The sequence below is a fragment of the Amycolatopsis sp. lyj-84 genome (assembly GCF_046549075.1).
GTDB lineage: Bacteria > Actinomycetota > Actinomycetes > Mycobacteriales > Pseudonocardiaceae > Amycolatopsis.
The window spans coordinates 197971-222797 of record NZ_JAJPWO010000006.1 but is presented as its reverse complement, the minus strand read 5'-3'; the positions used below and the strand labels follow the sequence as shown (position 1 = coordinate 222797).

Sequence of the window (24827 nt, the reverse complement as noted above, 5' to 3'; positions counted from 1 at the left end):
GTTGCGGCTGGTGAGCGGTGCGCACTAGGCCATTCGGCTCAATTTCCCGGTCTCTCACCCAGGGTGGTGTCCGAAAAGTGCGGAGTGCGCATAAATTTGCGTGCCCCGCAACTTTTGCCTACCCTTGCCGTCGTGACCACCGACTCGGCCGCCCCTCTCGGACTGCGCGAACGCAAGAAGCGCGCCGCCCGGCGCGCGATGAGCGAGGCAGCGCTCAAGCTCGCCATGGAGAAGGGCGTCGAGCAGGTTCGCGTCGAGGACATCGCCGGCGCCGTGGGGGTGTCACCGCGCACGTTCAACAACTACTTCTCCAGCAAGGAAGAGGCGATCTGCTCGTTCATCGTCGAACGGCAGGAACTCCTGCGGGAGGCGCTGCGCGAGCGGCCTTCGGGAGAGTCCTTGTGGGAAGCGGTCGGCGCCGCGACGCTGGAGGCCTACAGCAAGCTGGGAGAACCGGATCGCGGTTCAGTGGAGCTGGCACGGTCGCTGCTCCTGCACCCGTCGATGCAGGGCGAGTTCCTCAAGGCGCACGCCAAGGTCGAACAGGTGCTGGCCGACGCCATCCTCGAACGTGCGGGCGCGAGCGCGGAAAACGCGTTGAACTCGCGGCTCATGGCGGCGATCGTGGAGTCCGCGGTGAAGACGGCGTTCTTCAGCTGGCTGGTCAACGAGGGGTCCGGACCGTTCCTGGAAACGCTCGACGTCCTTCTGCGCGAGGCGGCCGCGGGTGTCCCGTCACTCACCGGACCCGAACCGGTGAAGAAACCGAAGAAGCAGTAACACCCTACCCACCACTGGGGAGAAACCGTTGTGCTGACGAAGTTGTTGCGCACTCACCTGCGCCCCTACCGGCGAGACCTGTGGCTGATCGTGCTGCTGCAGTTCGTCCAGACCCTCGCCGGGCTCTACCTGCCCACGCTGAACGCCGACATCATCGACGACGGCGTGGTCAAGGGCGACATCGACTACATCCTCGGCGTCGGCGGCGTGATGCTGCTGGTGTCGCTGGTGCAGATCGCCTGCTCCATCGGCGCCGTCTACTACGGCGCCCGCACCGCCATGGCCGTCGGCCGCGACGTCCGCGGCGCGATCTTCCACCGGGTCCAGGACTTCTCCGCCCGCGAGGTCGGCCAGTTCGGGACGCCGTCGCTGATCACCCGCACCACCAACGACGTCCAGCAGGTGCAGATGCTGACGTTGATGGCGTTCACGCTGATGGTGTCCGCGCCGATCATGTGCTTCGGCGGCATCATCATGGCGCTCAACCAGGACGTCACGCTCTCGTGGCTGCTGGTGGTCGTCGTGCCGATCCTCGGCGTCTCGGTCGGGATCATCATCGCGAGGATGCGGCCCGCGTTCCGGCTGATGCAGGAGCGGATCGACAAGATCAACCAGATCCTGCGCGAGCAGATCATGGGCATCCGCGTGATCAGGGCCTTCGTCAAGGACACCCACGAGCGGCGGCGGTTCACCAAGGCGAACACCGAACTGCTCGACGTCTCCCTGATCGTCGGCAGACTCATGGCGCTGATGTTCCCCATCGTCATGCTCGTGATGAACGCCTCCAGCGTCGCCGTGCTGTGGTTCGGCGGGTTGCGCATCGACGACGGCAGCATGCAGATCGGCGCGCTGACCGCGTTCCTGTCCTACCTCATGCAGATCCTGATGGCGGTCATGATGGCCACCTTCATGTTCATGATGGTGCCGCGCGCCGAAGTCAGCGCCGAGCGCATCACCGAAGTGCTCGACACGCACACAAGCGTCGTCCTGCCGGCGAACCCGGTCAGCCCCGGTGAGGTGCACGGGCGGCTGGAACTGTCCGATGTGGAGTTCCGCTACCCCGGTGCGGAAAAGCCGGTGCTGCAGGAGATCTCGCTGCTGGCCAGGCCCGGTGAGACGACCGCGATCATCGGCAGCACGGGCAGCGGAAAGACCACGCTGCTCAACCTGATCCCCCGGCTGATGGACGCCACCGACGGCTCGGTGCTCGTCGACGGCGTGGACGTCCGGGAACTGGATCCGACCGTGCTGTCCGACGCCGTCGGGCTGGTGCCGCAGAAGCCGTACCTGTTCGCCGGGACGGTCGCGAGCAACCTCCGGTACGGCAAGTCCGACGCCACCGACGAGGAACTGTGGCACGCGCTGGAAGTGGCGCAGGGCAAGGACTTCGTCGAGCGGATGCCCGAGGGACTGGACTCCCCCATCGCCCAGGGCGGGACCAACGTCTCGGGCGGCCAGCGGCAGCGGCTCGCGATCGCGCGGATGCTGGTGCGGCGCCCCGAGATCTACCTGTTCGACGACTCCTTCTCCGCGCTCGACTACGCGACCGACGCCGCGCTGCGGCGGGCGCTGGTGGCCGAGACCGCCGAGGCGACCGTGGTCATCGTCGCGCAGCGGGTCAGCACGATCCGCCACGCCGACCGCATCGTCGTCATCGACGAGGGCCGCGTCGTCGGCAACGGCACCCATACCGAACTCATGGAGAGCAACGAAACCTACCGGGAGATCGTGCTGTCCCAGCTGACCGAGCAGGAGGCCGCCTGATGAGCGCGCCCGAATCCACCACAGAATCGAGTACCCCGGCGAAACCCGCGGGCGAGCGCGCGAGTGCGGCACGAGGCCCCGGGCCCGGCGGTGGCGGCTTCGGCCGCGGTCCCGCCGCCTTCATGGGCGGACCGTCCGTCGAGAAGGCACTGGACTTCAAGGGATCCCTGAAACGGCTGTTGCGGCTGCTGCAGCCGCAACGCGCCGTGTTGTACGGCATCTTGGCGTTCGGTGTCGCCAGCGTCGCGCTGAGCGTCATCGGCCCGAAGATCCTCGGCATGGCGACGGACCTCATCTTCGCGGGGGTCGTCGCGAAGGACATGCCCGCAGGGGTGAGCAAGGAAGAGGTCATCGCCGGACTGCGGGCGAAGGGCGACAACACGCTCGCCGACATGTTCTCGGCGATCGACTTCGTGCCTGGCCAGCGCATCGACATCGACGCCGTCGGCCAGGTCCTGATGTGGGTGCTGCTGCTCTACATCGTGGCGTCGTTCTTCGCGCTTCTGCAGGCGAGGCTGACCACGAACCTGGTCCAGCGCGCGGTGTTCGAACTGCGGGAGAAGATCGAGGAGAAGTTCGCCAAGCTCCCGCTGAGTTACTTCGACCGCCAGCCGCGTGGTGAGGTGCTGAGCCGGGCCACCAACGACATCGACAACCTCGCGCAATCGCTGCAGCAGACGCTCGCGCAGATCGTGTCTTCGCTGCTGATGGTGGTCGGCGTGCTCGCGATGATGTTCGTCATCTCGCCGCTGCTGGCGCTGGTCGCACTGCTCTCGGTGCCCGCCTCGGTGATCGTCGCGGCGAAGATCGGCAAGAAGGCGCAGCCGCAGTTCATCAAGCAGTGGTCCACCACCGGGCGGCTCAACGCGCATATCGAGGAGATGTACACCGGGCACTCGCTGGTCAAGGTGTTCGGCCGCCGTGAGGAGGCCGAGGAGGTCTTCCGCGAGCACAACGACACGCTCTACGGCGCGAGCTTCCGGGCGCAGTTCATCTCGGGCACCATCCAGCCCGCGATGATGTTCATCGGCAACCTGAGCTACGTGCTGGTGGCCGTGATCGGCGCGCTGCGGGTGGCTTCCGGGACGCTGTCGCTCGGCGACGTCCAGGCGTTCATCCAGTATTCACGGCAGTTCAGCCAGCCGGTCACCCAGATCGCCAGCATGGCGAACCTGCTGCAGTCCGGGATCGCGTCCGCGGAGCGGGTCTTCGCGTTGCTCGACGCGGACGAGCAGGAGCCCGAGCCCGCCGAACCCGCGCGGGTGGGCGAGGTGCGCGGACAGGTCGAGTTCGAGCACGTGTCGTTCCGGTACACCCCGGACACCCCGCTCATCGAAGACCTGTCGCTCACCGTCGAGCCGGGGCACACCGTCGCCATCGTCGGCCCGACCGGCGCGGGGAAGACCACCCTGGTCAACCTGCTCATGCGGTTCTACGAACTCGACGGCGGCCGGATCACCCTCGACGGTGTCGACATCGCCGAGATGGACCGCGAGGACCTGCGGTCCAAGACCGGCATGGTGCTGCAGGACGCGTGGCTGTTCGGCGGCACGATCGCGGAGAACATCGCCTACGGTTCCGCGGGCGCCACGCAGGAGGAGATCGTCGCGGCGGCCAAGGCGACCCACGTCGACCGGTTCGTCCGTACCCTCCCGGAGGGCTACGAAACGGTGATCGACGACGAGGGCGGCACGGTCAGCGCCGGCGAGAAACAGCTGATCACCGTCGCGCGGGCGTTCCTGGCGAAACCCGCGATCCTCATCCTCGACGAGGCCACCAGTTCGGTCGACACCCGGACCGAGGTGCTGATCCAGCGGGCGATGAATTCGCTGCGCGAGGGGCGGACGAGTTTCGTCATCGCGCACCGGCTTTCCACCATCCGCGACGCGGACGTCATCCTCGTGATGGAGAACGGCTCGATCGTCGAGCAGGGCGATCACGAAACGCTGCTGCTCACCGGTGGTGCGTACTCGCGGCTCTACGCGGCCCAGTTCGCGGAGGCGCTGGCCGAGACCGACTGAACCGCGGTGAATCGAAGGCCCCTTTTCCTGCTTTCATCGGAGGAAAAGGGGCCTTCGTCACCCGTCCGGACCGTGAACGGCGCTAGGCTTGCGTGAACGGATCCGGAGAGGGGTGCGCTGGCCGACCATGGCGGAGAAACTCGGCGAATACCGCCGTAAGCGCAAACCGGGACGGACTCCCGAACCCATTCCGGAACGCGACGGGGACGGCGGAACCCCGGCGGGGGCGAACGATCTCTTCGTCATCCAGGAACACCACGCGAGCAGCCTGCACTGGGACGTCCGGCTGGAACGGGACGGGGTGCTGGTCTCCTGGGCGGTGCCGAAAGGCCTGCCGATGTCACCGGATCTCGAACGCCTCGCCGTGCACACCGAAGACCACCCGATGGACTATCTCACCTTCGAAGGCGAGATTCCGGCCGGTGAATACGGCGGCGGCACCATGACGATCTGGGACACCGGCCGGTACGAAACGCTGCACTTCAACGACCACAAGGTCGAGATCGTCTTCCACGGGAAACGGGCGCGCGGGAAATACCTGTTCCTGAACGTGAAGAAGGACGGGAACGACCGCGGCTGGCTGCTCAAACGACTCGATCCGGCCGATCCCGGCCGCACGGAACTGCCTCCGTTCCTCGCTCCGATGCTGACCAAACCGGGGCGCCTTCCCTCGACCGGCGAAGACGCGGAATGGGCCTACGAATTCGACTGGTCGGGGCGCCGCACCCTGATCCGGGTGTCCGGCGGCCGGATCACCGCCTACGACGATTCGGGCGACGACATCACCGGGCTGTACCCCGAGTTCCGCGGGCTGGGCGAGCAACTCGGTGCCGCCGATGCTTTTCTCGACGGGGAAATCGTCGTCTTCGACGGCGGGAAGCCGAGCCCGGACGGGCTCGGGCACCGCGCGCGGGCCACGAAGAGCTCCGCGAAACGGCTCGTCCCCCGGTTTCCGGCGTTCTACCTGGTGAACGACCTCCTGCATCTGGACGGCCGTTCCTGTGTCGAGTCGCCCTATGTCGAACGTCGAGAACTACTCGATGGACTCGGTCTCGCCGGACCGCATTGGCAGGTCCCCCGTTATTACCGCGGCGACGGTGGCGCGGTCGCACGGGCCGCCCGCGAACACGGGCTCGCCGGCGTCATCGCGAAACGCGCCGACTCCGCGTACCACCCGGGAAGGCGGACCGGGGAATGGCTTTCCATCACCGGCGCCAGGGTCCAGCAGGTGGTACTGGGCGGCTGGCGGCCGGGTGGCGGCAGCCGGGCGGGCACGTTCAGTTCGCTGCTGCTCGGCGTCCCGCACGAGGATGGCCTGCGGTACATCGGGAACGTCGGTGTCGGCTTCGCGGGCGACGAGCTGGAGGAGCTGTCACAGCGGCTGTTCCGCTTGGAGCGCAAGACATCCCCGTTTCGCTCCGTACCGGAGAAACAGGCGCGGGACGCGCATTGGTCGCGGCCGACCATCGTCGGCGAGGTCGTCTTCGGCGGCTGGACCGACGGGGGCTGCCTGCGCAATCCGCGCTGGCGTGGCCTGCTGCCGGACGTCGCCGCCGACGAGGTCGAACTCGACGGCTAGATACGGACGTCCTCGACGTCCCACCGGACGTCGAGGTCGGCTCCGACCCCGCTGACGTCCAGAATCCGCGACACCAAGGCGGTCTTCACGATCACCGAGAGCCGCCGCGACGCGGCATTGGCCTCTTCCAGCGCGTGCAATCCGGCGCAACTGAGGAAACCAACGCCGGAAAGGTCGAGGATCACGTGCTTTTCCGTGACGCAAGCACCGCTGAGTTCGACGCGGAACCGGCCGACGGTGGCCGCGTCGATCTCCCCCACCGCGGTGAGGATGACGACGCCGTCCTTGCGGCGGGTGGTGGTCACGGCCAGGGGCTGCGGTTCGCCGGGTACGCGCTGGCCAGGCAACATGGGGGCGCCTCTCTCCAGACCACCAAGTTCCCACTGACGGTACTCAGCGGCGGCGAGAGGTCAACCCTGGTACCTCATCGAAGCCAATTCGGGCGGGAACCTTTACGCACCGTTTGCCATTCTCCGGCGAAACGCCGGTGCGCGGCCTCGGCCGTCGCGACCGAACGACCATGCAGGAGGCCGTAAGTGAAAGCGTTTTCACTCTCGGCGTAGGCGCGGAGGCCGAGAAGCCGCAAGACCTCCCGGGTGACCACGACGTCGTGATGGACACCGAGAGTGGTCTGCACCGCCTTGACGTTCTTTCGCCATTTTCGAAGCTTCTTGCCTGTCACCGGCTGGACCGTCTCCGCGGCGTACCGGGCGCGCTTGGCCTTCTTGCGCACCTCGTGCAACGCGGCGTCCTGCTCCAGACCGGGCCGCAAGGCCGCCGCGACCGCGACCGCGTCGCGCAGCTTCCGGTCCGAACGAGCGACCGCCTTGCGCAGCTCTTTCTTGCCGTCCTTGATCTTCTTGGGCTTGGCGACGAGCTTTTCCAGCGCCCGCAACAGATCCGTGTACCGCTTGCTGTCGAGCGCCCGGATGGCCCGGGCCTTGGCCTCTTCGGCCTCGCGCGAGAAGTGCCGCGTCATCAGCTGCCCGACGTTGCCGAGTACCAACTCGGACGGAAGCGCCTTGACTTCCTCGTGCAGCCGCTCCTCCATCACCTCGTTGTCCCTCGCCGGCCCGAGTTCGCCACCGAGCCACCGCAGCTCGGTGGCCAGCCCGTTCGCGACGTCGGCGTCGAGCGAACGCCGGAACGTCTTCAGCGCACTCCGCAGCCGCCTGGCGGCGACCCGCATCTGGTGCACCGAGTCCTCGACGTCCCGGCGAACCCCGATGTCGTTGCGGCGCAGCGCGTCCAGCTGCTCCGCGAAGTAGTCCGCCAGTACCGAACCGGACGCGCCCGCGGCCGACGGCACGAGCTCGTCCGTCAGCCGCCGGAGCTTCGACGGCCACCTCGACCGCTTCGCGCCCGCGTTCACGACGGCCCGATCCAGGCTGTCGAGCACGTCGGGATCGGTCCCGGGCGAAAGTTCGATCTCGATCTCCCGCCAGCGGTCTAGGTGCGCCTTCTCTCCGCCCGCCTCGCCGGTGACGACGTCGTCGGTCAGCGTCGCGACCTCACGGCCCTCCGCGTCGAGGAGGGCGTACGAAGTCCGTTCGGTGCGCAGGTGCGCGGCCTGGACGAGTTTGGCGCCGAGAGTGCGCGCGCGGACCAGTCTCGCCAGCGCGCCGGGCACCTTGTCCGGCTTGCCCGACAGCGGGAGGCGGAGTTCCTCACGCCTGTCCTCGCTGACCGGGAGCTTGAGATGCCAGCCCTCGTCGCTCCCGCCGAGCCTCCGCCGCAGCGTGATGCCCGCCTGCGCGAGCCGGAAGTCGGCGGTGTCGAAGTACGTGGCATCGAGGACGTCGATCCTCGGATCGGCCTGGTTCGTCACGGGACCGGCCGGGACCAGCGGCGGGATGGGCTTGTCGGCCGCCAGGTCGTACTTCCGCTCGATCTCCGCCTCGGCCACCGGGGCGCCGTCCTGCGTCTTCGTCACCACGAACTCCTCCTCTTCGGCTACCAGGAAGGATTACCCCGCGAAGAGGCGGCGGGAAACCCCGATCGGGTCATTCGTCCATCCGGTCGTACCGGTCCGCCCACTCGGCGAGCATTTGGCGCGACCTCTCCGCGGTCAGGGTATCGCTTTCCAGACGCGCGACGAGCGAATAGTACGCCTCGACCGCCACCCGGTCGTCGATGAACACTCCGGCCGCATAGGAATCCGTGTACACCACCGCCGGATGTTCCGTGAATTCCATGATGGTGAAGGAACTCTCGATTGTTCTGCTCACTTCGTTGCTTTCGGGGACGATGCGAATGGAGCAATAGGGCAGGTTCGCCGACAGGACGAGGTGGAGCAGTTGCTCGTGCATGATCCGCGGCCCGCCGATGACCGACCGCAGCGCGCGCTCGTGGACGTAGAACCGGCACTGGGGCGGACGATCCCGCCGCAGCAGCTTCTGCCGCTCCATCCGGGCGTTCACGACCTGGTCCAGCTGGGCCTGGCCGCGGTTGCCGATCAGTTCGTAGGTGGTGCGGGCGTACTGTTCGGTCTGCAGCAGCCCGGGGAGCGTCAACGACTCGTAGCGCACCACCGTATGTGCGAGATTCTCTTGGATAGCCAGGGATTTCATCGGATCGACGAGTTCGTCGAAGTACGGTCGTACCCAGTACAGGTCGCTGCCCGGCTGCGTCAGTTCCAGCAGCAGGTCACGCTCGGGCTCCGCCTCGCCGCAGGTCGCGAGATACAGCGCCGCGTCCACCACGGACAGCTCGCGCAGCCCCTGTTCCCACCTCGTGACCTTGCTCTGCAACCAGCCGTTACGGCGGCTGACGTCGGCTCCGCTGAAGTGCCCGCGCTGCCTGAACGCCTTCATGCGGTGGCCCAGTTCCCGGGTCCGCGCCGTCGAATCCTTCTCAACCATGCGGGCCAAAGTAGGGCCGAACTCCGGCCGCGCAGTGATTGCCACGCGGTAATTCACCTCAACTGCTGATAACTTGCGCTCGCGCATTCCTGCGAAGCGCTGCTTCGCGAGCGAAGCAGCTTCGCTCGCGAAGGGTTCTTTAACTTTATAGCGGAAGAAAGGAATGGGGTCGAGTTATTCGGAAGTGGAAATGTTGCGGAGCCGGGCGAGGGGCACCACTCCGATCGGCGGTCCGTGACGCTCGACGTCTCGATTCCTTCACGCTCGACCGCGCCGCCGCTGACACTTCACCTTCGCCCTGGTCACGCGCAGGTAGGCAAATACGGGTCCCAGAACCGCCCTTACCACTCACGAGACCCAGGTCACCCCTGACACCGCTTTGAAGCTTTCGCGCCTCCACTCCAGCCCACGTCACCCAAAGCTTCAATCGGTGTATCAACGATACGCTTGAACCTCATGAGTCAAGACATCCGAGACTTCGTGACCCCCTCGTGCGACCTGCTCGGCCTGGGCGAACCGACGCACGCGACCCCGGTCTTCGCGGAGGTCCGCAACGAGCTGTTCGCCCAGCTGGTCGATCGCGGCTTTCGCTCGATCGCCCTCGAAACCGATCGTGTGGCCGCGCTCGTCGCGAACGACTTCGTCCGGGACGGCACCGGCACCCTCGACATCGCGATGAGCGAAGGCTTCACGCACACCTTCGGCGCCCTGGACGCGAACCGGCGGCTGATCGCGTGGATGCGCGAGTACAACGAGAATCGCCCGCCCGAAGAGCGCCTTTCGTTCCACGGCTTCGACACCCAGACCGAGAACACCTCCGCGCCCAGCCCTCGGCGCTATCTCGAATACGCCCGCGACTTCCTGGGCAGCGACGTGGACATCGCGGGCCCGGCCGGTGACGACGAACGCTGGGGCCGCACGGAGGCGGTCCTCGACGCGGCTTCCTCCGTCGGTGCCACGGCCGACGCCTACCGGCTCCGCGCGATCGCGGCCGAGTTGCACGCCGCGCTCCGATCCCGCAAGCCGGTCACGGAAGCGTGGGCGAGGGCGGAGATCCACCTCATGGCGGGCATCGATCTGCTGCGCTACCACCGGCAATGCGCCGAACCTCTTGAGCCGCAAGAACGCTACGCACCCCTGAGCGCCGTCAGGGACGCCATCATGGCGCGAAATCTGCTGGACATCCGGGCCGCCGAAGCCGATCGCGGCCGGACGCTGGTCTTCGCCCACAATCTCCACCTACGGCGCCAGCCGAGCACGATGCGGGTGGCCGGGACGGAGACCCACTGGTTCCCCGCGGGCGCGCTGGTGGCACCGCTGCTCGGCGATCGCTACGCCTTCGTCGCGACGAGCCTCGGCCGAAGCGATGCCATCGCGCTTCAGGAGCCCGAGGCCGATACCTACGAAGGGTTCCTGCAGAAGCACGTCACCACGGCCTGGGGTCTGCTCCCCGCCTCCGAGATCCCGCCCGCCCGCGTCCGGACCGATCCCGTTCCGCGGCAGGGCTACTTCCCGCTCGACCAAGCGATCCTCGACGACGCGGAGGCGATCCTGCACGTCGTGGCCTAGTCGAACCGGGTGACGCCTCCTGCCCTCGGAAGGCGTCACCCGGCCACGAGCACGCGCCGTCACCCCCAGTTCCACGATTCCGGGACGGCGCGAAGTCTCTCAACCGAGCAGGAGTCAACACGCCGTCCCCATAAGTTCGCCAAACGCCACCGCCCGCGATCCCACGCGGGACTAGCCCCGGCCCGCTCCGAATCCGATCTTCGTCAAAGCTTCACGAGCACGATCCCGCTGCCGTCCGTCACTGTCGACGGCGGAAAGGTCTTTGAGCGCGCGCAATTCCCACACCGGGAATCCCAGCTCCCGGAACAGCCCCGCCGCCGTGCGGAGCCCCTCGGCGGCTTCGGTCGCGACACCTTCGTCCGCGCGGAGACGCCCGAAGCTGAGCAAGGCGTATCCGCCTCCCCGGCGGTCACCGAGTTCGCGGAACGTGGTCATGGCGAGTCCCAGGTGCTCCGCGGCCCGGACGTGCTCGCCCGCAAGGCGCAGGGATTCGCCGAAACTCCGATGCGTGTACGCGGCGGCGTGCCGGTGCCCGACATGCTCGAACAGCTCCAGTGACCGCGATAGGCATCGTTCGCTCTCCTCCGGGTCTCCCGCTCTCGCGTGGAGATCGCCGAAGCTGCGAAGGACGTGCGCCTCCCAATGGCGTTCACGCGAACTCCGGGTGCCGATCAGAGCACTCGTCAGCAGTTCGCCTGCCTCGTCCACGCGGCCGTGCCGTCGCAGGACGTCGGCATACCGCTTGGCGGATCTGTCGTGCTGCTGCCCGTCCTCGCAATGGAGTGAAAGCAGCAGGCTCGCGTCGAAGCATTCCGTCGCCCGCCGGAAGTCGCCGAGGTCGTCCCAGAGCGAGCCGAACTGGGCCGACGCCATCGCCTGCCCGGCGAGGTCACCACAGTCCCGCAACAGGTCCAGCGCCTCCCGCAGCGCTTCGACCGCCGATCGGGTCCGGCCGGAGTCCGCGTCGACGTCGGCGAGTGCGACGAGCGCGGCACCGGTCCCCCGTTGATCGCCCGAGGAGCGGAATCGGCCCTCTGCCAACGCGAAACACGTCCTCGCCCGCGCCAGATCCCCCGAATCGGCATGAGAGTGGCCGAGCTTCAGCAGTTTCTCCGCCTCCGCCGGGAGATCGACGCGATCGCGGACGATGTCGAACCCGACAAGCGCGGGCGAACCGCCGTTCCTGGGACCGACGAGGTCGCTGTAGGCCTCGGCCAGCCGCGCGGTCAACTCGGTCCAGCCGTGGTTCTTCGCGGTTCGGACGGCGAGTGCGAGGTTCGCGGTTTCCGTCGCGCGCCAGCCGATCGGATCGGCGGCGACGCGGTCCGAAACCGCCGCCGGGACATCCGCCCGGCGAGCGGGCGGGTACTCGGCGTCGAGCGCGGCGGAAGCGTGTTCGGCCAAAGCCGCCGTGACCGTCAGCGCGCGTTTGAGAGCACCGGGCGCCGGGGGTTCGCGGAGCGCGAGACGGACCAGTCCGGGCAGCCGGTACCGGAGGAAGCCGGACCGATCCTGCTCGACGTGGAGCAGGTGATCGTCCACCAGTTCGTCGAGCAGTTCGGCCGCCTCGCGGGGTGAACAGCCCAGCAGGGCCGTCGCGAACCAGTCGGCGATGTCTGCAGCACCCGGGAAACCGAGGAGCCGCAACGAATTTCGCTGCCGCGGTGAAAGCTCGGCGAGGGCATCGGCGAGGACCGGGCGGACGGCGAGGTCACCGGCGGCCAGTTCGTTGAGCCGCAACCGCTCGTTCTCCAGTCGCGTCGCGAACTCCGCGATGCTCAGTCTCGGCCGTTGCAGCAGCTTCACACCGGCCGCCCGGACAGCCAGCGCGAGCCCGTCGCAGCAGGCCAGCACCCGGCGGACGGCGTCGGTTTCGGCGGACAGCCGGTCCTCCCCGGCGATCGCGCCGAGCAGGGTCAGCGAATCCGCGGCGGACAGCGGGCCGACCTCGACCGGTTTGGCGCCGACGAGCCCGGCCAGCCGTCGCCGCGTCGTGACGATCGTCGCGCAGCCGGAGCCGTTCGGCAGCAAGGGCCGCACCTCGGCCTCGGACCGGCAGTTCTCCAGGATCACCAACAGCCGCTTGTCCGCGGTATGGCTCCGCCACAACGAGACCAGCCCGTCCCGGTCGGCGGGGAGTTCCGATTCCGCGAAGCCGAGCGCGCGGAGGAATCCGGCGAGTACGTCGCCGGGTTCACGCAGGTCGGCGACGAGCTGACCGTCCGGGAACCGCTTGCGTACCCGCCAAGCGGCCTGGACGGCCAGCGCGCTCTTCCCCGTTCCCGCCGCGCCGTGCAGCACGACGGGCGCGGGACCTCTCAGCGCACGTCCCACCTCCGTCAGTTCCCCGGCCCTGCCGGTGAAATCCGGCGTCGCGGGCGGAAGACGGCACGGCGAGCCGCCGGCCGACCAGCCGGTTCCGGCGATGCGGCGGTGGACCTCGAGCAGGTCCTCCCCCGGTGAGATCCCGGCGTGTTCCCAAAGCGCGTGGCGGCATCGGTCGAGGACGGCCAGCGCGGAGTCCCGCCGCCCGAGCCCGTGGAGCGCCTCGGCCAGCCACCCGGCGAGGCGTTCGTCGCCCGGCCGGGCGGCCAGTTCGGGGCCCAGCCGGTCGGCGACCGCCTTGTGGTCACCGGCCGCGAGCTCCAGCTCGACCAGCTTGCCCAGTGCCGAAAACCGCTGGTCTTCGAGCCACAGGACGTGTGCCTCCACGAGCGGGCCGGCCGGGACGTCGGCGAATGCCCGGCCGCGCCACAACCCCAGCGCCCGTTCGAGCAGAGCCCTGCGCTCGGTGTCGGTCGCCGTCGCGGCGGCCGCGGTCAGCGCGGAGAAGGCGGTGGCGTCCAGTTCCCCTTCCGATACCGCGAGCCGGTAGCCGCCCCTGCCGGACCACAGCCGCTGCCGGGCGTCGTCCACCGGCAAGCCGGGCGACAACGCCTTGCGGAGCTTGGAAACCGCCATCTGCACGACCGCGGCGGCGCTCGACGGCGGTCCCTCGGGCCAGAGTTCGTCCACGAGGGTGTCCCGGTGGACGAACTCGTCCGGCCTGGCCAAAAGCACCGCGAGCACCCGGCGGGGCTGCGCCGCCGACGGCAACGGGACCGAGGCCCGGAGCGGGCCGAGCACCTTGAACTCCACGAACCACCTTTCACCTGGACGGATGAGCAGAATCTAACCCGGCACCGCCCCAGGGTTACCGCTTCTCACCCGGATGGCCGTCCCCCTTACCCGCCGGTGTGAGCGAGCAGCCGGTCCCGCAACGCGGGCTCGTCGGCGAGTGCCTCGTTCACCGAGTGGTCCAGCAGCGGCTTGAGGTCTCCGTACGGCCGCTTCGACCAATCGAGCGGACCCTGCGGCGGCTTCGGGTCGTACTCGATGACGAACTGGATCGTCCGCGCGATCTCGGCGCCGACGAGCCGCTCGACCAGGTGCAGCGCGAGGTCGATCCCCGCCGACACCCCGGCGGCGGTGATCACGTTCCCGTCCTCGACCCAGCGCTCGGCGACGGGCTCCGCCCCGAACGCGCGCAGCAGTTCGCGGAACATCCAGTGCGTCGTGGCCCGGCGGCCCTTCAGCAGACCGGCCTGCCCCAGCAGGAGCGATCCCGTGCACACCGACGTCACGAGTTCCGCGTTCGCCCCGGCGTGCCGCAGGTACTCGATCAGCTGCTCGTCGGCGAGCGCCTTCAGCGTCGGTTCGGCGCCGCCGGGCACGAGCAGCGCGTACGGCGACGGGACCTCGTCGAAGGTGTGACTCGCCGCGAGCCTCAGCGGGTTGTCGGTGGTGATCGGCTCCTTCGTCGCGCCGACCACGACCGTCCGGTACTCCTGCGCCGTGCTCGCCATGCCGTCCAGCACGGTCAGCGGCCCGACCATGTCGAGCGGGGTCATCCCCGGGTACACCACGAACGCGATGGTCTTCTTGTCCTCTGTCATGGGGACAACGGTGTCGCAGGTCTGCGGCCGCGGTGAGCCGGATGTCCGGATTCCTGCGAACTACGTCCGACGGCCGGGCGGTACTGCTAGCGTTCGATCATGCCGGGTTCACCCAGACGAGTGTTGATCGTCGGCTACAGCAATGCCGAGATGCTCGACATCGCCGGTCCGGCGGACGTGCTGGACGTCGCGTCCAAACTCGGCGGGAAACCCGGGTACGAGATCATGCTCGCCAGCGTCGACGGCCGCGGCATCCGTTGCGAGTCCGGGTTGACCTTGCAGGCGCAGCATCGGCTCGACCAGGTGACCGGCGAGCTGGACACGCTGATCGTCGCGGGCGGCACCGGGCACGAGACCGCCGCCGCGGACCCGAGGATCGTCTCCCACATCCGCAGGCTCGCGCAGCACAGCCGCCGCGTCGCCTCGGTGTGCACCGGCGCCACCGTGCTCGCCGCGTGCGGGCTGCTCAACGGGCGCCGCGCGACCACCCACTGGCGGTTCGCGAACCGGCTCGCGACGAACTACCCGCAGGTGAACGTGGACCCGGTGCCGCTGTACGTGCGCGACGGCAACGTCTACACGGCGGCGGGCGTCACCAGCGGTATCGACCTCACCCTCGCGTTCGTCGAGGAGGACCACGGCCCCAGCCTCGCCAGGGAGACCGCCCGCATGCTGGTCACCTACCTGCAGCGGCCGGGCAACCAGGCGCAGGTGAGCATGTTCCTGTCCGGGCCGCCGCCGGAGAACCGGCTGGTCCGCGACATCACCGCGTACGTCGCCGAACATCTCGCCGGCGATCTCGGCACCACCGTGCTCGCCGAACGGGCGGGCATCAGCACCCGGCAGCTGACCAGGCTGTTCGACGCGCACCTGAGCACTACGCCCAGCAGGTACGTCCGGGCGGCGAGGACCGAGAACGCGGCGAAACTGTTGTGCGGCACCGAACTCCCGCTGACCTCGATCGCGCGGCGATGCGGTTTCGGCTCGACCGAAACCCTTCGCCAGGCCTTCCTCGACCACTTCGACACACCGCCGTCCGCTTATCGCCGCGTCCATCTGAGGCAGTCCTTCGGCTAGGCCGAATGCGGGCCGCGATCGGGGCTGTGGAGGATGTGCGGGTGAACCGCCGCGACATCTCCGACGACGACACCGGCCCGATTCGCCGGGTTACGGACACTCCGTCCGATCGCTCGCACGGAACGTCCCGTACGCCGCGCCGGACCCCGCCCGAGGGCACCAGGCGCGCGCGTCCCCCCGCTCAGCGGCCGCGGCAGGCCGAACCGGGCAGACGTCGCGCCGCCGAGCCCGAGCCGGAACCGAAGCCCGAGCCGAAACCGGCCGGTCACGGGCACTCGCACGGCCACGGACCGGCGGCGCCCGCGTCGCACCGTGTCCGGAAGCTGTTGATGTGGCTCCTGATCCCGCTCGCCGTCGCGACCGTCGCCGGGATGGTCCTGCTCTACCCGTGGGGCAAGGATCCGGCCAAAAGCGTGTTCCCCCAGGGAACTCCGGTGAACGCCACGATCTCCACGACGATCACCGGGCCGTGCCTCGCCGAAGGCCAGGTCCAGGTCGGCGAGCCGCCGCCGGACGCGAAACCGTGCCTCACCAGCGCACTGACGATGACCGACGGTCCCGCCGTCGGAAAGCCGCTGAAGCTGACCCTTCCGATCGAGCCGAGCACGCCGCGGTTCGCCGCGGGCGACAAGGTGGTGCTGTCCTACAACGGCGGCGACGTCGCGGACCCCGCGTCGTTCCAGATCGTCGACTTCCAGCGCGGGATGCCGCTACTGCTGCTCGCCGGGCTGTTCGCGCTCGCGGTGATCGTGCTGGGCCGCTGGCAGGGTCTCGCCGCGCTGATCGCGCTCGGGCTGAGCTTCCTGATCCTCGCGCTGTTCGTGCTGCCGTCGATCCTCGCCGGGGAGAGCCCGCTGCTGGTGGCGATCGCGGGCGCGGGCGCGATCATGTTCATCGCGCTGTACCTGACCCACGGGCTGTCCGCGAGAACCTCGGTGGCGGTACTGGGCACCTTGGTGAGCCTGGTCCTGATCGGCGTCCTTTCGGCGATCTTCTCGGCCGCGGCGTCGCTGACCGGGCTGGACGACAGCACCTCGCAGCTGATCGGCTCGCTCGGGCACGGGATCGACGCGCGAGGGCTGCTGCTGGCCGGTGTCGTGATCGGCGCGCTCGGTGTGCTGGACGACGTCACGGTGACGCAGACGAGCGCCGTATGGGAACTGCGGCGGGCGAACCCGTCGCTCGGCTGGCGTGAGCTCTACGGCGCGGGCCTGCGGATCGGGCGCGACCACGTCGGTTCGGCGGTCAACACCCTCGTGATGGCGTACGCGGGCGCGGCGTTGCCGGTGCTGCTGTACACGTCGCTTTCGGGTGTCGGCCTCGGTTCGATCCTCGGCGCGGAAGACATCGCGCAGGAGATCGTGCGGACGCTGGCCGGGAGCGTCGGCATCGTCGCGGCGGTGCCGGTCACGACGGTGCTGGCCGCGCTGATCGCCTCGCGGGAGCCTCAAGAGCCCCTTTCATGACACGCGGCGGGACTCCGTGACTCAGTCCAGCGTCGCCACGAACCGGCTGACCGCTTCCATCGTGAACCGCTGGATGTACTTCCCGGCGGGCGCCGCCGAAGCCAGCCGGTACAGCGGCCGTTCCGCGGCCGCGTCCCCGCGAGCCTCCGACTTCAGCTGTGCCACCAGCAGTTCCGAGAACACCAGGCCGTTCGCCTCGGTGTTGTTCAGCAGCGCGTTGGCCAGCTTGCGCAGTTGCAGGATGCCGAGTTCACGGCCGCCCGCACCCGAGTAGACGGCTAAGTCGACCTTCGCCACCTTGCGGCGTTTGCCCGCGTTGACCAGCAGGCTGACCGTGCGGGTGCCGCGCACGTCACTGATCACCAGGTCGATGCGCTCGGCCGCGGTCAGATCGATCCGTCGGAAGCCCCAGGTCCGCACGATGAGCGTTTCGCCTTCGAGCCAGACGCGGCGCCGCAGGTTGTAGAACATGACGTAGAGCAGCGGCAGCGCGATCACCGCGGCGACGACGAGCCCGGCGATCTCACCGCCGATCAGCCCGGCGATCCCGCCGAACGCGGCCGCGAAGATCACGACGCCCGCGATACCGGAGCAGCCACGCCTGCGGCGGAGCTTGGGATCGTCGTGGAACAGCGGCAGCCGCTCGGGGGTTTCCGGCGTACCGGTCGGCTCGGCCATCACACGCCCGTCCCCGCCAGGAACGGGTTGCCCGCGCGTTCCTGGCCGATCGTGGTGGCCGGGCCGTGGCCCGGCAGGACGACGGTGTCGTCGGGCAGCGTCATCACCTTGGCGCCGAGGGAGCGCACGAGTTCGCCGCCGTCGCCGGAGGACCGGCCGATCGAACCGGCGAACAGGCTGTCCCCGGTGAGCACGATCCGGCCGCCCTCGGCGGAGGTCAGCCCGAAGATCACCGAACCGGCGGTGTGCCCCGGTGTGCGGGACACCGAGATCTCCAGCCCGGCCAGCCTGAGCGGGCCATCGACGAGTGGCACGATCCCGTCCTTCCGTTCCCCGGCGTCCGAGACCAGGAGTGGCCGGTCCGCCTCGTCCAGGTGAAGAGGTATCCCGTGGCGCGCGCCGATCACGGCCGCCGAGGCGACGTGGTCCGGGTGGCCGTGGGTGGCGAGCATCGCGACCGGCGTCAAGCCGTGTTCGGCGAGCGCGGCCTCGAGCCGCTCGACGACGTCCTCGCCGGGATCGACGATCACGCACTCCTCGCCGCCGTCCGCGGCGAGCAGATAGCAGTTGGCTTCGAGGGGGCCTGCCGGAAAACCGACAACCAGCACGAAACGCCTCCTCAGATCTTCCGCCGAACAGGTGACAGGATGGCCCTGATCACGATCAAGTAAGCCTAGCGGCCCCTGTACGGGGGTCTCACAGGCTGTGCCCATAGACTTCCGCTACCTCAGACGTGTGACATCGAGTGGAAACCGGGAGGGCGGGTGCCGACCAACCAGCAGCGCCGCGAAGCCGCGAAGCGCAAGCTCGAGCGACAGATCGTGCATCGGGCCGAAAAGGCCAAGCGACGCAAGATCGTCGGCTCGGTGGCGGTCGTCGGCGTCGTCGCGATCGTGGCGGGCGCGGTTTGGTGGATCGTCAGCAGTAACAGTGGTGACGACGCCGCCTCCGACGCTTCCCCGAGCTCGGCTCCTCCGACCCCCGAGGTCACCATCCCCACGGAACGCGCGCCGCTGCCCAAGCGGGCGACGCCGCTGGCGAACCCGGTGGCCTGCGACTTCAAGGACGACGCCGCCAAGCAGGCCTCGAAGAAGGTGAACAAGCCGGAAGGCAAGGGCGTCTCTTCGAACGGGACCGTCAACGTCGTGCTGAAGAGCACCGCGGGCGACATCCCGCTGAGCCTGGACCGGGCGCTCGCCCCGTGTGCCGTGCAGAGCTTCATCAGCCTCTCGCAGCAGGGCTACTTCAACGACACCAAGTGCCACCGGCTCGGCACCACCGGCCTGCAGATGCTGCAGTGCGGTGACCCCGAGGCCAGCGGCATGGGCGGTCCGGGCTACACGATGCCGGACGAGGCGTTCCCCGAGATCAAGTACGGCCGCGGCATCCTCGCGATGGCGAAGACGCAGCAGCCGAACTCCGGCGGCAGCCAGTTCTTCATGGTCTACGGCGAAGCCGAACTGCCCGCGGAGTACTCGGTCTTCGGCAGCATCACCGACGACGGCCTGAAGGTGCTCGACAAGGTCGCCAAGGCGGGAGCCAATGCCCAGGCCGGCAACGGCGACGGCACCGGCCCGCCCAACACCGAGGTCAAGTTCACCGGCGTCACGGTCAGCCCCTGACGTGAAGCTGGAGCTCAACGGCGCGCCCGCCAGGTCGGAAGACCTGGTGGGCGCGTTCGGTTACGGTCATTTCACCGCGATGCAGGTCCGCGACGGCAAGGTCCGCGGCCTGGACGCCCACTTGCACCGGCTCGCGACGAGCACCCGGCGCATGTTCGCCACCGGACTCGATACCGACGCGGTGCGCGGATACGTCCGGCAGGCCGTTCGGGGCGAGGACGCGCTGTCCGTGCGGGTGCTGATCTTCTCCCGCGCGATGGACTGGTCCGATCCCGGCGCCCCCGCGGCCCCGGACGTCCTCGTCCGGACCGGGCCGCCGAAAGAACACGAGCTGACGCCGCTGCGCCTGCGGTCCGTGCGCTACGAACGGGTGCTGCCCGAGGTCAAGCACGTCGGCACGTTCGGCCTGGTCCACCACACGCGTGAGGCGATGATGGCCGGTTACGACGACGCGTTGTTCGTCGACCAGCGGGGCAGGGTCAGCGAGGCGTCGATCTGGAACGTCGGTTTCCTCGACGGCGGCACGGTGGTCTGGCCGCAGGCGCCGGTGCTCGACGGGATCACCCAGCAGTTGGTACGGCGCGGCTTGACACTCACCGGGATCCCGCAGGAGATCCGCGAGGTCCGTCCGGCCGATCTGCCGGAGTTCGACGCGATGTTCCTGACCAACTCGGAGTCGGTCGGCTGGCCGGTGGCGTCGGTGGACGACGTCGTCCTGCCGTTCGCGCCCGAGACCGGCCGGATCCTGACCGAGGCCTACGAGAGCAACCCCTGGGACGAAATCTAGCCGGAACGTCCGGGACCGCACGTTTGACTTACTTGTCACCAGCTCGAACCTTCCTCCGCGACGGCACGTGTAGTGAGTAGCCGTCCGGAAAGGGAGGACCCTTGGCCGCTCACCGGGTTCGCACCAGTTTCGTCCTCGCCGTGCTGTTCGGCGGCTCGATGGGCGGTCTTGCGCACGCGCAGGAACAGCCGTCCGGCGCGGTCGTGAAGTACTTCGTGGTCCCGTTCTCGGCGAGCCCGGACGAGAACACGCTGTTCCGGATCGCGGAGCAGACCCTCGGCGCGGGTGCCCGCTACCAGGAGATCTTCCGGCTCAACGCGGGCAGGCTCCGGCCGGACGGCACCGCGTTCACCAACCCGGCCTCGATCCAGCCGGGGCAGGTCCTGCAACTCCCCGCCGACGCCCACGGCGCGATCGACGGTCCGCTGCCCGCCGCGCCGGCCGCTCCCCCGCCCCGGCCGGCGCAGGCCGTCGCCCCGGCCGCGTCGGCGACGTCGGGGAGCCTCGTGGCGTCGCTGGCGACCGGGATCGGAGGCGTGCTGCTGGGCTTGCTCGGCGGGCTCAGGCTGCGGCGCTCGTGGGTGCGACGCACGCCGTCGACTCCCGAGCCGGATCCGCTCGACTTCCCGCCCAGTACCGGAACGCTCGACCTGCCCGCCGAACACCGGCTGGAGGAGACCGGTCCGATCCGGGACTGGATGCCGCTGCCCGGTGCTCCCGATGGGCACTCGTACTTCTTCCTGAGCATGGCCGACACCCAGCTGATCGCGGCCGTCCCCGCGGACGCGCGCGTCAACGTCACCGTGATGACCGCGCCCCTGCCGAAACCGGTGATCATCGACATGCCGGAAGTCCGAAGGCCGCATTCAGAGGACTGAATGCGGGGCATTCGACCTCAGCGGTAGGTGAACTTCGGCGGTCGGCGCGCGAGGAAAGCGGCCACGCCCTCGGCGTAGTCCTCACCGTGCAGGGCGCCGAGGCGGATCTCGTCCACCTCGGCGTCGGATTCCTCTTGACCGGCCACGATCTTCTCGATGATCCGGTTCATCCCGCGCACCGACGCCTGCGATCGCGAAGCGAGCGTCTCGACGAACTTCGCCGTCGAGGACTCCAGCTCGTCAACCGGGAAGACGTCGTTGAGCAGCCCGATCTCCCTGGCCCGCCGCGCGTCGACGAGTTCGCCCGAGAGCAGGAAGTACTTGGCGTGCGCCGGGCCGACCAGCGAGACCAAACGCCGGGTCGAGTCGAAGTGGTAGACGATGCCGAGCTTCGCCGGGGTGATCCCGAAGCGCGAGCCCTCCGCGGCGAAGCGGAAGTCGCAGGCGACCGAGATCTGGCAACCGCCGCCGATGCAGTTCCCCTGGATCATCGCCACCGTCGGCTTCCGTGACGCCGTCAGCGCCGCCACGGCCTCATCGACGGCCTTGTCGTAGGTCTCGGCCGCGTCGGCGGTGGACCGCAGGTCCCGGAACTCGCTGATGTCGGCGCCCGCCGAGAAATGCGCGCCCGCGCCGGTCAGCACGAGCACCTTGATCGCCGGGTCCGCCTCCACCCGCGCCACCACGTCCGGGATCGCCGACCACATCCCGTAGGTGATCGCGTTCATCTTCTCCGGCCTGGTGAACGTCAGCCGCGCGACCTCGCCGTCGCGAGTGAATTCGAACCCGTCAGTCATGTTCCGCACCCTAAGTGCGCGCCTCCCCCTGAACCACCCGGATGTGGGCAAGCCCCCGAGGAACCGGTTAGGAAGCCGAAGTCACCCGATAGACGTCGTAGACGCCCTCGACGCCTCGGACCACCTTCAGCACGTGGCCGAGGTGCTTCGGGTCGCCCATCTCGAAGGAGAACCGGCTGACCGCGACCCTGTCGCGCGATGTGGTCACCGACGCGGACAGGATGTTGACCTTCTCGTCCGCGAGCACCTTGGTGACATCCGACAGCAGGCGGTGCCGATCCAGCGCCTCGACCTGGATCGCGACAAGGAACACCGACGAAGCCGACGGTGCCCATTGGACTTCGACCAGACGCTCGGGCTGCGCGGTCAAATCGTCGGCGTTGGTGCAGTCGGTCCGGTGAACGCTGACACCACCGCCGCGAGTGACGAACCCGAGGATCTCGTCGCCCGGCACCGGGGTGCAGCAGCGGGCGAGTTTGGCCCAGACGTCGCCGGCGCCCTTCACCACGACACCGACGTCGTTCGAGCCGCGGCGGCGCGTGACCGTGGACGGGGTCGCGCGCTCGGCGAGTTCCTCTTCCGCCTCGTCGACGCCGCCGATGAGCGCGACCAGCCGTTGCACGACGTGCTTCGCGCTGGTGTGGCCTTCGCCGACGGCCGCGTACAGCGAGCTGATGTCGGGGTGCCGCAGTTCCGTGGCGACCGCGCCCATGGACTCGGCGGAGACCAGCCGCTGGATCGGGAGGCCGACCTTGCGGACCTCCTTGGTGATGGCCTCCTTGCCGCCTTCGATCGCCTCGTCGCGGCGTTCCTTGGCGAACCACTGCCGGATCTTCGCGCGCGCCTTGGGCGAACCGGCGAACTGCAGCCAGTCGCGGCTCGGCCCGGCCGTCTCGGCCTTCGAGGTGAAGATCTCGATGACCTCGCCGTTCTCGAGCTTGCGCTCGAGTGCGACCAGCCTGCCGTTGACGCGGGCGCCGATGCAGCGGTGACCGACCTCGGTGTGCACGGCGTAGGCGAAGTCGACCGGCGTCGACTCGACCGGCAGCGTGATCACGTCGCCCTTGGGCGTGAACACGAAGATCTCGCGCGAAGCGAGTTCGTAGCGCAGTGATTCGAGGAAGTCGCCAGGGTCGGCGGCCTCACGCTGCCAGTCGAGGAGCTGGCGCATCCACGCCATCTCGTCGACGTCCACCGAGTTGGCCCCGTTGCTGCTGTGGGTGCCTTTGGTCTCCTTGTACCGCCAGTGCGCGGCGATGCCGTACTCGGCGGTGCGGTGCATCTCGTAGGTACGGATCTGCACTTCGAGCGGCTTGCCGTCCGGGCCGATCACCGTGGTGTGCAACGACTGGTAGACGCCGAAACGCGGCTGCGCGATGTAGTCCTTGAACCGGCCGGGGACCGGCTGCCACAGCGCGTGGACGACACCCATCGCGGCGTAGCAGTCGCGGACGTCCTCGACCAGGATCCGTACGCCGACCAGGTCGTGGATGTCGTCGAGGTCGCGCCCGCGGACGATCATCTTCTGGTGGATCGAGTAATAGTGCTTCGGCCTGCCCTCGACCTTGGCGGTGATCCGCGAGCCTTCGAGGTTGCCGGTCAGCTCGGTGATCACGGACCGCAGGTACGTGTCCCGTGAGGGCGCGCGATCGGCGACCAGGCGGACGATCTCGTCGTACTTCTTCGGCTGCAGGATGGCGAAGGCCAGGTCCTCCAGCTCCCATTTGACCGTCGCCATGCCGAGCCGGTGCGCAAGCGGGGCCAGGACTTCCAGGGTCTCGCGGGCCTTGCGGGCCTGCTTCTCCGGCGGCAGGAAGCGCATCGTGCGCATGTTGTGCAGGCGGTCGGACAGCTTGATGACCAGCACGCGCGGGTCCCGCGCCATCGCGATGACCATCTTGCGGATGGTCTCGGCCTCGGCGGCCGTGCCTAGCTTGACCTTGTCCAGCTTGGTGACGCCGTCGACCAGCTCGCCGACCTTCTCGCCGAAGTCGGCCTTGAGGCTCTCCAGCGAGTATCCGGTGTCCTCGACGGTGTCGTGCAGCAGCGCCGCGACCAGTGTCGTGGTGTCCATGCCGAGTTCGGCGAGGATGGTCGCGACGGCGAGCGGATGCGTGATGTACGGGTCGCCGGACTTGCGCCGCTGCTCACGGTGGAGCTCTTCGGCGACGTCGTAGGCGCGCTGCAGCAGCGCGAGATCGGCGTTCGGGTGCAGCTCACGGTGGATGACGGCGAGCGGTTCGAGGACCTGCTTGACCGGCGCGGCGCGCTGTGCGGTGATGCGGCGGGCGAGGCGGGCGCGGACGCGGCGCGTCGCGGATGGCGTCGGCGCTGCCCCCTGGCGCGCCGCACCGTTCTGCTCGGTGCCGTCCTTCGAGGACACCGCGGCATCGAGCTCTTGGCTCACCCGCACCTCCTGCAGCTTCGTGCGGCCTTCGGACGTCAAGGGTAACCGCTCCCCCTCGCGGCACACTGGGTGCGCCCGCTCAACACACCCGGAGAGCCTCCACGCGATGCCCTTCAAGCACGGAACGACCACCGAGCGCGCCGAGTTCCATGATCACCGAAACCCCGGTGACCTGCGCCTTCGCGTCCTCCAGCAGTTTGCAGGTCGCCGCGACCGTACCGCCGGTGGCGAGCACGTCGTCGAGGATCGCGACACGCTGACCAGGCTCGACGACACCTTCGGGAAGTTCGACCGTCGCGGTGCCGTACTCCAGCGTGTAATCGACCCGGCCCGCGACGCGGGGCAGCTTGCCGGGCTTGCGGATCACCGCGACGCCGAGACCGCGGGCGTAGCCGACGGCCGCGGCCAGCAGGAACCCGCGCGCTTCCACGCCCGCCAGCAGCTCGGCCTCGGGATCGACGGTGGCGGCGAGCGCGTCGGTGACGGCCTTGAATCCGGCGGCGTCGGCGAACATCGGACTCAGGTCCCGGAACAACACGCCGGGTTCCGGGAAGTCCGGCACGTCGGCGATCAGGTCGAGTGCCTTGTCCAGCTCCATGTACTTCC

General features: G+C 68.8%; 20 protein-coding genes. 10 read left to right on the top strand and 10 right to left on the bottom strand.

Annotation, left to right across the window (positions count from 1 at the left end):
• The first annotated feature begins 132 nt into the window (after window positions 1-132).
• The 4 genes from ACLJRM_RS20550 to ACLJRM_RS20535 all read left to right on the top strand — a co-directional run bounded on the left by ACLJRM_RS20550 (window position 133) and on the right by ACLJRM_RS20535 (window position 6144).
• A complete protein-coding gene (locus tag ACLJRM_RS20550) occupies window positions 133-780 on the top strand; it encodes a TetR/AcrR family transcriptional regulator (RefSeq protein ID WP_168214304.1) in 648 nt (215 codons plus the stop codon).
• 30 nt (window positions 781-810) lie between these two features.
• A complete protein-coding gene (locus ACLJRM_RS20545) occupies window positions 811-2544 on the top strand; it encodes an ABC transporter ATP-binding protein (RefSeq protein ID WP_410600870.1) in 1734 nt (577 codons plus the stop codon).
• Window positions 2544-4565 (top strand): ABC transporter ATP-binding protein, encoded by a 2022-nt coding sequence (locus ACLJRM_RS20540; RefSeq protein ID WP_410663984.1) that lies wholly within the window; start codon window positions 2544-2546, stop codon window positions 4563-4565. The genes ACLJRM_RS20545 and ACLJRM_RS20540 overlap by 1 nt, the downstream gene beginning before the upstream one ends.
• Window positions 4566-4692: 127 nt before the next feature.
• Complete coding sequence (locus ACLJRM_RS20535; protein ID WP_410663983.1) at window positions 4693-6144, top strand: DNA polymerase ligase N-terminal domain-containing protein; 1452 nt, start codon at window positions 4693-4695, stop codon at window positions 6142-6144.
• Here ACLJRM_RS20535 and ACLJRM_RS20530 read toward each other — a convergent pair.
• The 3 genes from ACLJRM_RS20530 to ACLJRM_RS20520 form a co-directional block, all read right to left on the bottom strand.
• Window positions 6141-6494 (bottom strand): STAS domain-containing protein, encoded by a 354-nt coding sequence (locus tag ACLJRM_RS20530; RefSeq protein WP_410663982.1) that lies wholly within the window; start codon window positions 6492-6494, stop codon window positions 6141-6143. The two genes, ACLJRM_RS20535 and ACLJRM_RS20530, sit on opposite strands and share 4 nt — an antisense overlap.
• A gap of 74 nt (window positions 6495-6568) precedes the next feature.
• Window positions 6569-8080 (bottom strand): CHAD domain-containing protein, encoded by a 1512-nt coding sequence (locus tag ACLJRM_RS20525; protein WP_410663981.1) that lies wholly within the window; start codon window positions 8078-8080, stop codon window positions 6569-6571.
• Between the two features lie 67 nt (window positions 8081-8147).
• A complete protein-coding gene (locus tag ACLJRM_RS20520) occupies window positions 8148-9005 on the bottom strand; it encodes a helix-turn-helix domain-containing protein (protein ID WP_101607378.1) in 858 nt (285 codons plus the stop codon).
• A gap of 456 nt (window positions 9006-9461) precedes the next feature.
• Between ACLJRM_RS20520 and ACLJRM_RS20515 the strand changes: the two genes are divergently transcribed.
• On the top strand, window positions 9462-10574 hold the full coding sequence (locus ACLJRM_RS20515; protein ID WP_101607377.1) for an erythromycin esterase family protein: 1113 nt from the start codon (window positions 9462-9464) through the stop codon (window positions 10572-10574).
• A 171-nt stretch (window positions 10575-10745) separates the two neighbouring features.
• Here ACLJRM_RS20515 and ACLJRM_RS20510 read toward each other — a convergent pair whose 3' ends face one another.
• Window positions 10746-13712 carry a BTAD domain-containing putative transcriptional regulator gene (locus tag ACLJRM_RS20510; protein WP_410663980.1) on the bottom strand — a complete coding sequence of 989 codons (2967 nt, stop codon included), beginning with the start codon at window positions 13710-13712 and terminating at the stop codon, window positions 10746-10748.
• A gap of 86 nt (window positions 13713-13798) precedes the next feature.
• Window positions 13799-14509, bottom strand: a complete 711-nt coding sequence (locus ACLJRM_RS20505) for a DJ-1/PfpI family protein (protein ID WP_410663979.1) — start codon at window positions 14507-14509, stop codon at window positions 13799-13801.
• Between the two features lie 99 nt (window positions 14510-14608).
• Here ACLJRM_RS20505 and ACLJRM_RS20500 point away from each other — a divergent pair, with 99 nt between their 5' ends.
• Both ACLJRM_RS20500 and ACLJRM_RS20495 read left to right on the top strand, forming a co-directional pair.
• Window positions 14609-15586 (top strand): GlxA family transcriptional regulator, encoded by a 978-nt coding sequence (locus ACLJRM_RS20500; RefSeq protein ID WP_410600863.1) that lies wholly within the window; start codon window positions 14609-14611, stop codon window positions 15584-15586.
• Between the two features lie 41 nt (window positions 15587-15627).
• The gene (locus ACLJRM_RS20495; RefSeq protein ID WP_410663978.1) at window positions 15628-17052 is read left to right on the top strand and encodes a YibE/F family protein; all 1425 of its coding nucleotides are present in this window, start codon (window positions 15628-15630) and stop codon (window positions 17050-17052) included.
• A gap of 21 nt (window positions 17053-17073) precedes the next feature.
• Here ACLJRM_RS20495 and ACLJRM_RS20490 read toward each other — a convergent pair whose 3' ends face one another.
• Both ACLJRM_RS20490 and ACLJRM_RS20485 read right to left on the bottom strand, forming a co-directional pair.
• On the bottom strand, window positions 17074-17730 hold the full coding sequence (locus ACLJRM_RS20490; RefSeq protein ID WP_101607372.1) for a hypothetical protein: 657 nt from the start codon (window positions 17728-17730) through the stop codon (window positions 17074-17076).
• Entirely contained in the window at window positions 17730-18338 is a 609-nt protein-coding gene (locus ACLJRM_RS20485) for an MBL fold metallo-hydrolase (RefSeq protein WP_410663977.1), read from the bottom strand. The genes ACLJRM_RS20490 and ACLJRM_RS20485 overlap by 1 nt, the downstream gene beginning before the upstream one ends.
• 156 nt (window positions 18339-18494) lie before the next feature.
• Here ACLJRM_RS20485 and ACLJRM_RS20480 point away from each other — a divergent pair, with 156 nt between their 5' ends.
• From ACLJRM_RS20480 to ACLJRM_RS20470, 3 genes are all read left to right on the top strand, one after another.
• Window positions 18495-19352 carry a peptidylprolyl isomerase gene (locus tag ACLJRM_RS20480; RefSeq protein ID WP_101607370.1) on the top strand — a complete coding sequence of 286 codons (858 nt, stop codon included), beginning with the start codon at window positions 18495-18497 and terminating at the stop codon, window positions 19350-19352.
• Window position 19353: 1 nt separating this feature from the next.
• Window positions 19354-20139, top strand: coding sequence for an aminotransferase class IV family protein (locus ACLJRM_RS20475; RefSeq protein WP_101607369.1), 786 nt, complete (start codon window positions 19354-19356; stop codon window positions 20137-20139).
• A gap of 101 nt (window positions 20140-20240) precedes the next feature.
• On the top strand, window positions 20241-21017 hold the full coding sequence (locus ACLJRM_RS20470; protein WP_410663976.1) for a LysM peptidoglycan-binding domain-containing protein: 777 nt from the start codon (window positions 20241-20243) through the stop codon (window positions 21015-21017).
• 17 nt (window positions 21018-21034) lie between these two features.
• On the opposite strand, the gene ACLJRM_RS20465 is transcribed toward ACLJRM_RS20470, so the two are convergent.
• The 3 genes from ACLJRM_RS20465 to ACLJRM_RS20455 all read right to left on the bottom strand — a co-directional run bounded on the left by ACLJRM_RS20465 (window position 21035) and on the right by ACLJRM_RS20455 (window position 24819).
• The gene (locus ACLJRM_RS20465; protein WP_168214302.1) at window positions 21035-21814 is read right to left on the bottom strand and encodes an enoyl-CoA hydratase/isomerase family protein; all 780 of its coding nucleotides are present in this window, start codon (window positions 21812-21814) and stop codon (window positions 21035-21037) included.
• Between the two features lie 67 nt (window positions 21815-21881).
• Complete coding sequence (locus ACLJRM_RS20460) at window positions 21882-24221, bottom strand: RelA/SpoT family protein (protein WP_101613148.1); 2340 nt, start codon at window positions 24219-24221, stop codon at window positions 21882-21884.
• Between the two features lie 79 nt (window positions 24222-24300).
• Complete coding sequence (locus tag ACLJRM_RS20455; protein ID WP_101607366.1) at window positions 24301-24819, bottom strand: adenine phosphoribosyltransferase; 519 nt, start codon at window positions 24817-24819, stop codon at window positions 24301-24303.
• Between the last annotated feature and the right edge of the window lie 8 nt (window positions 24820-24827).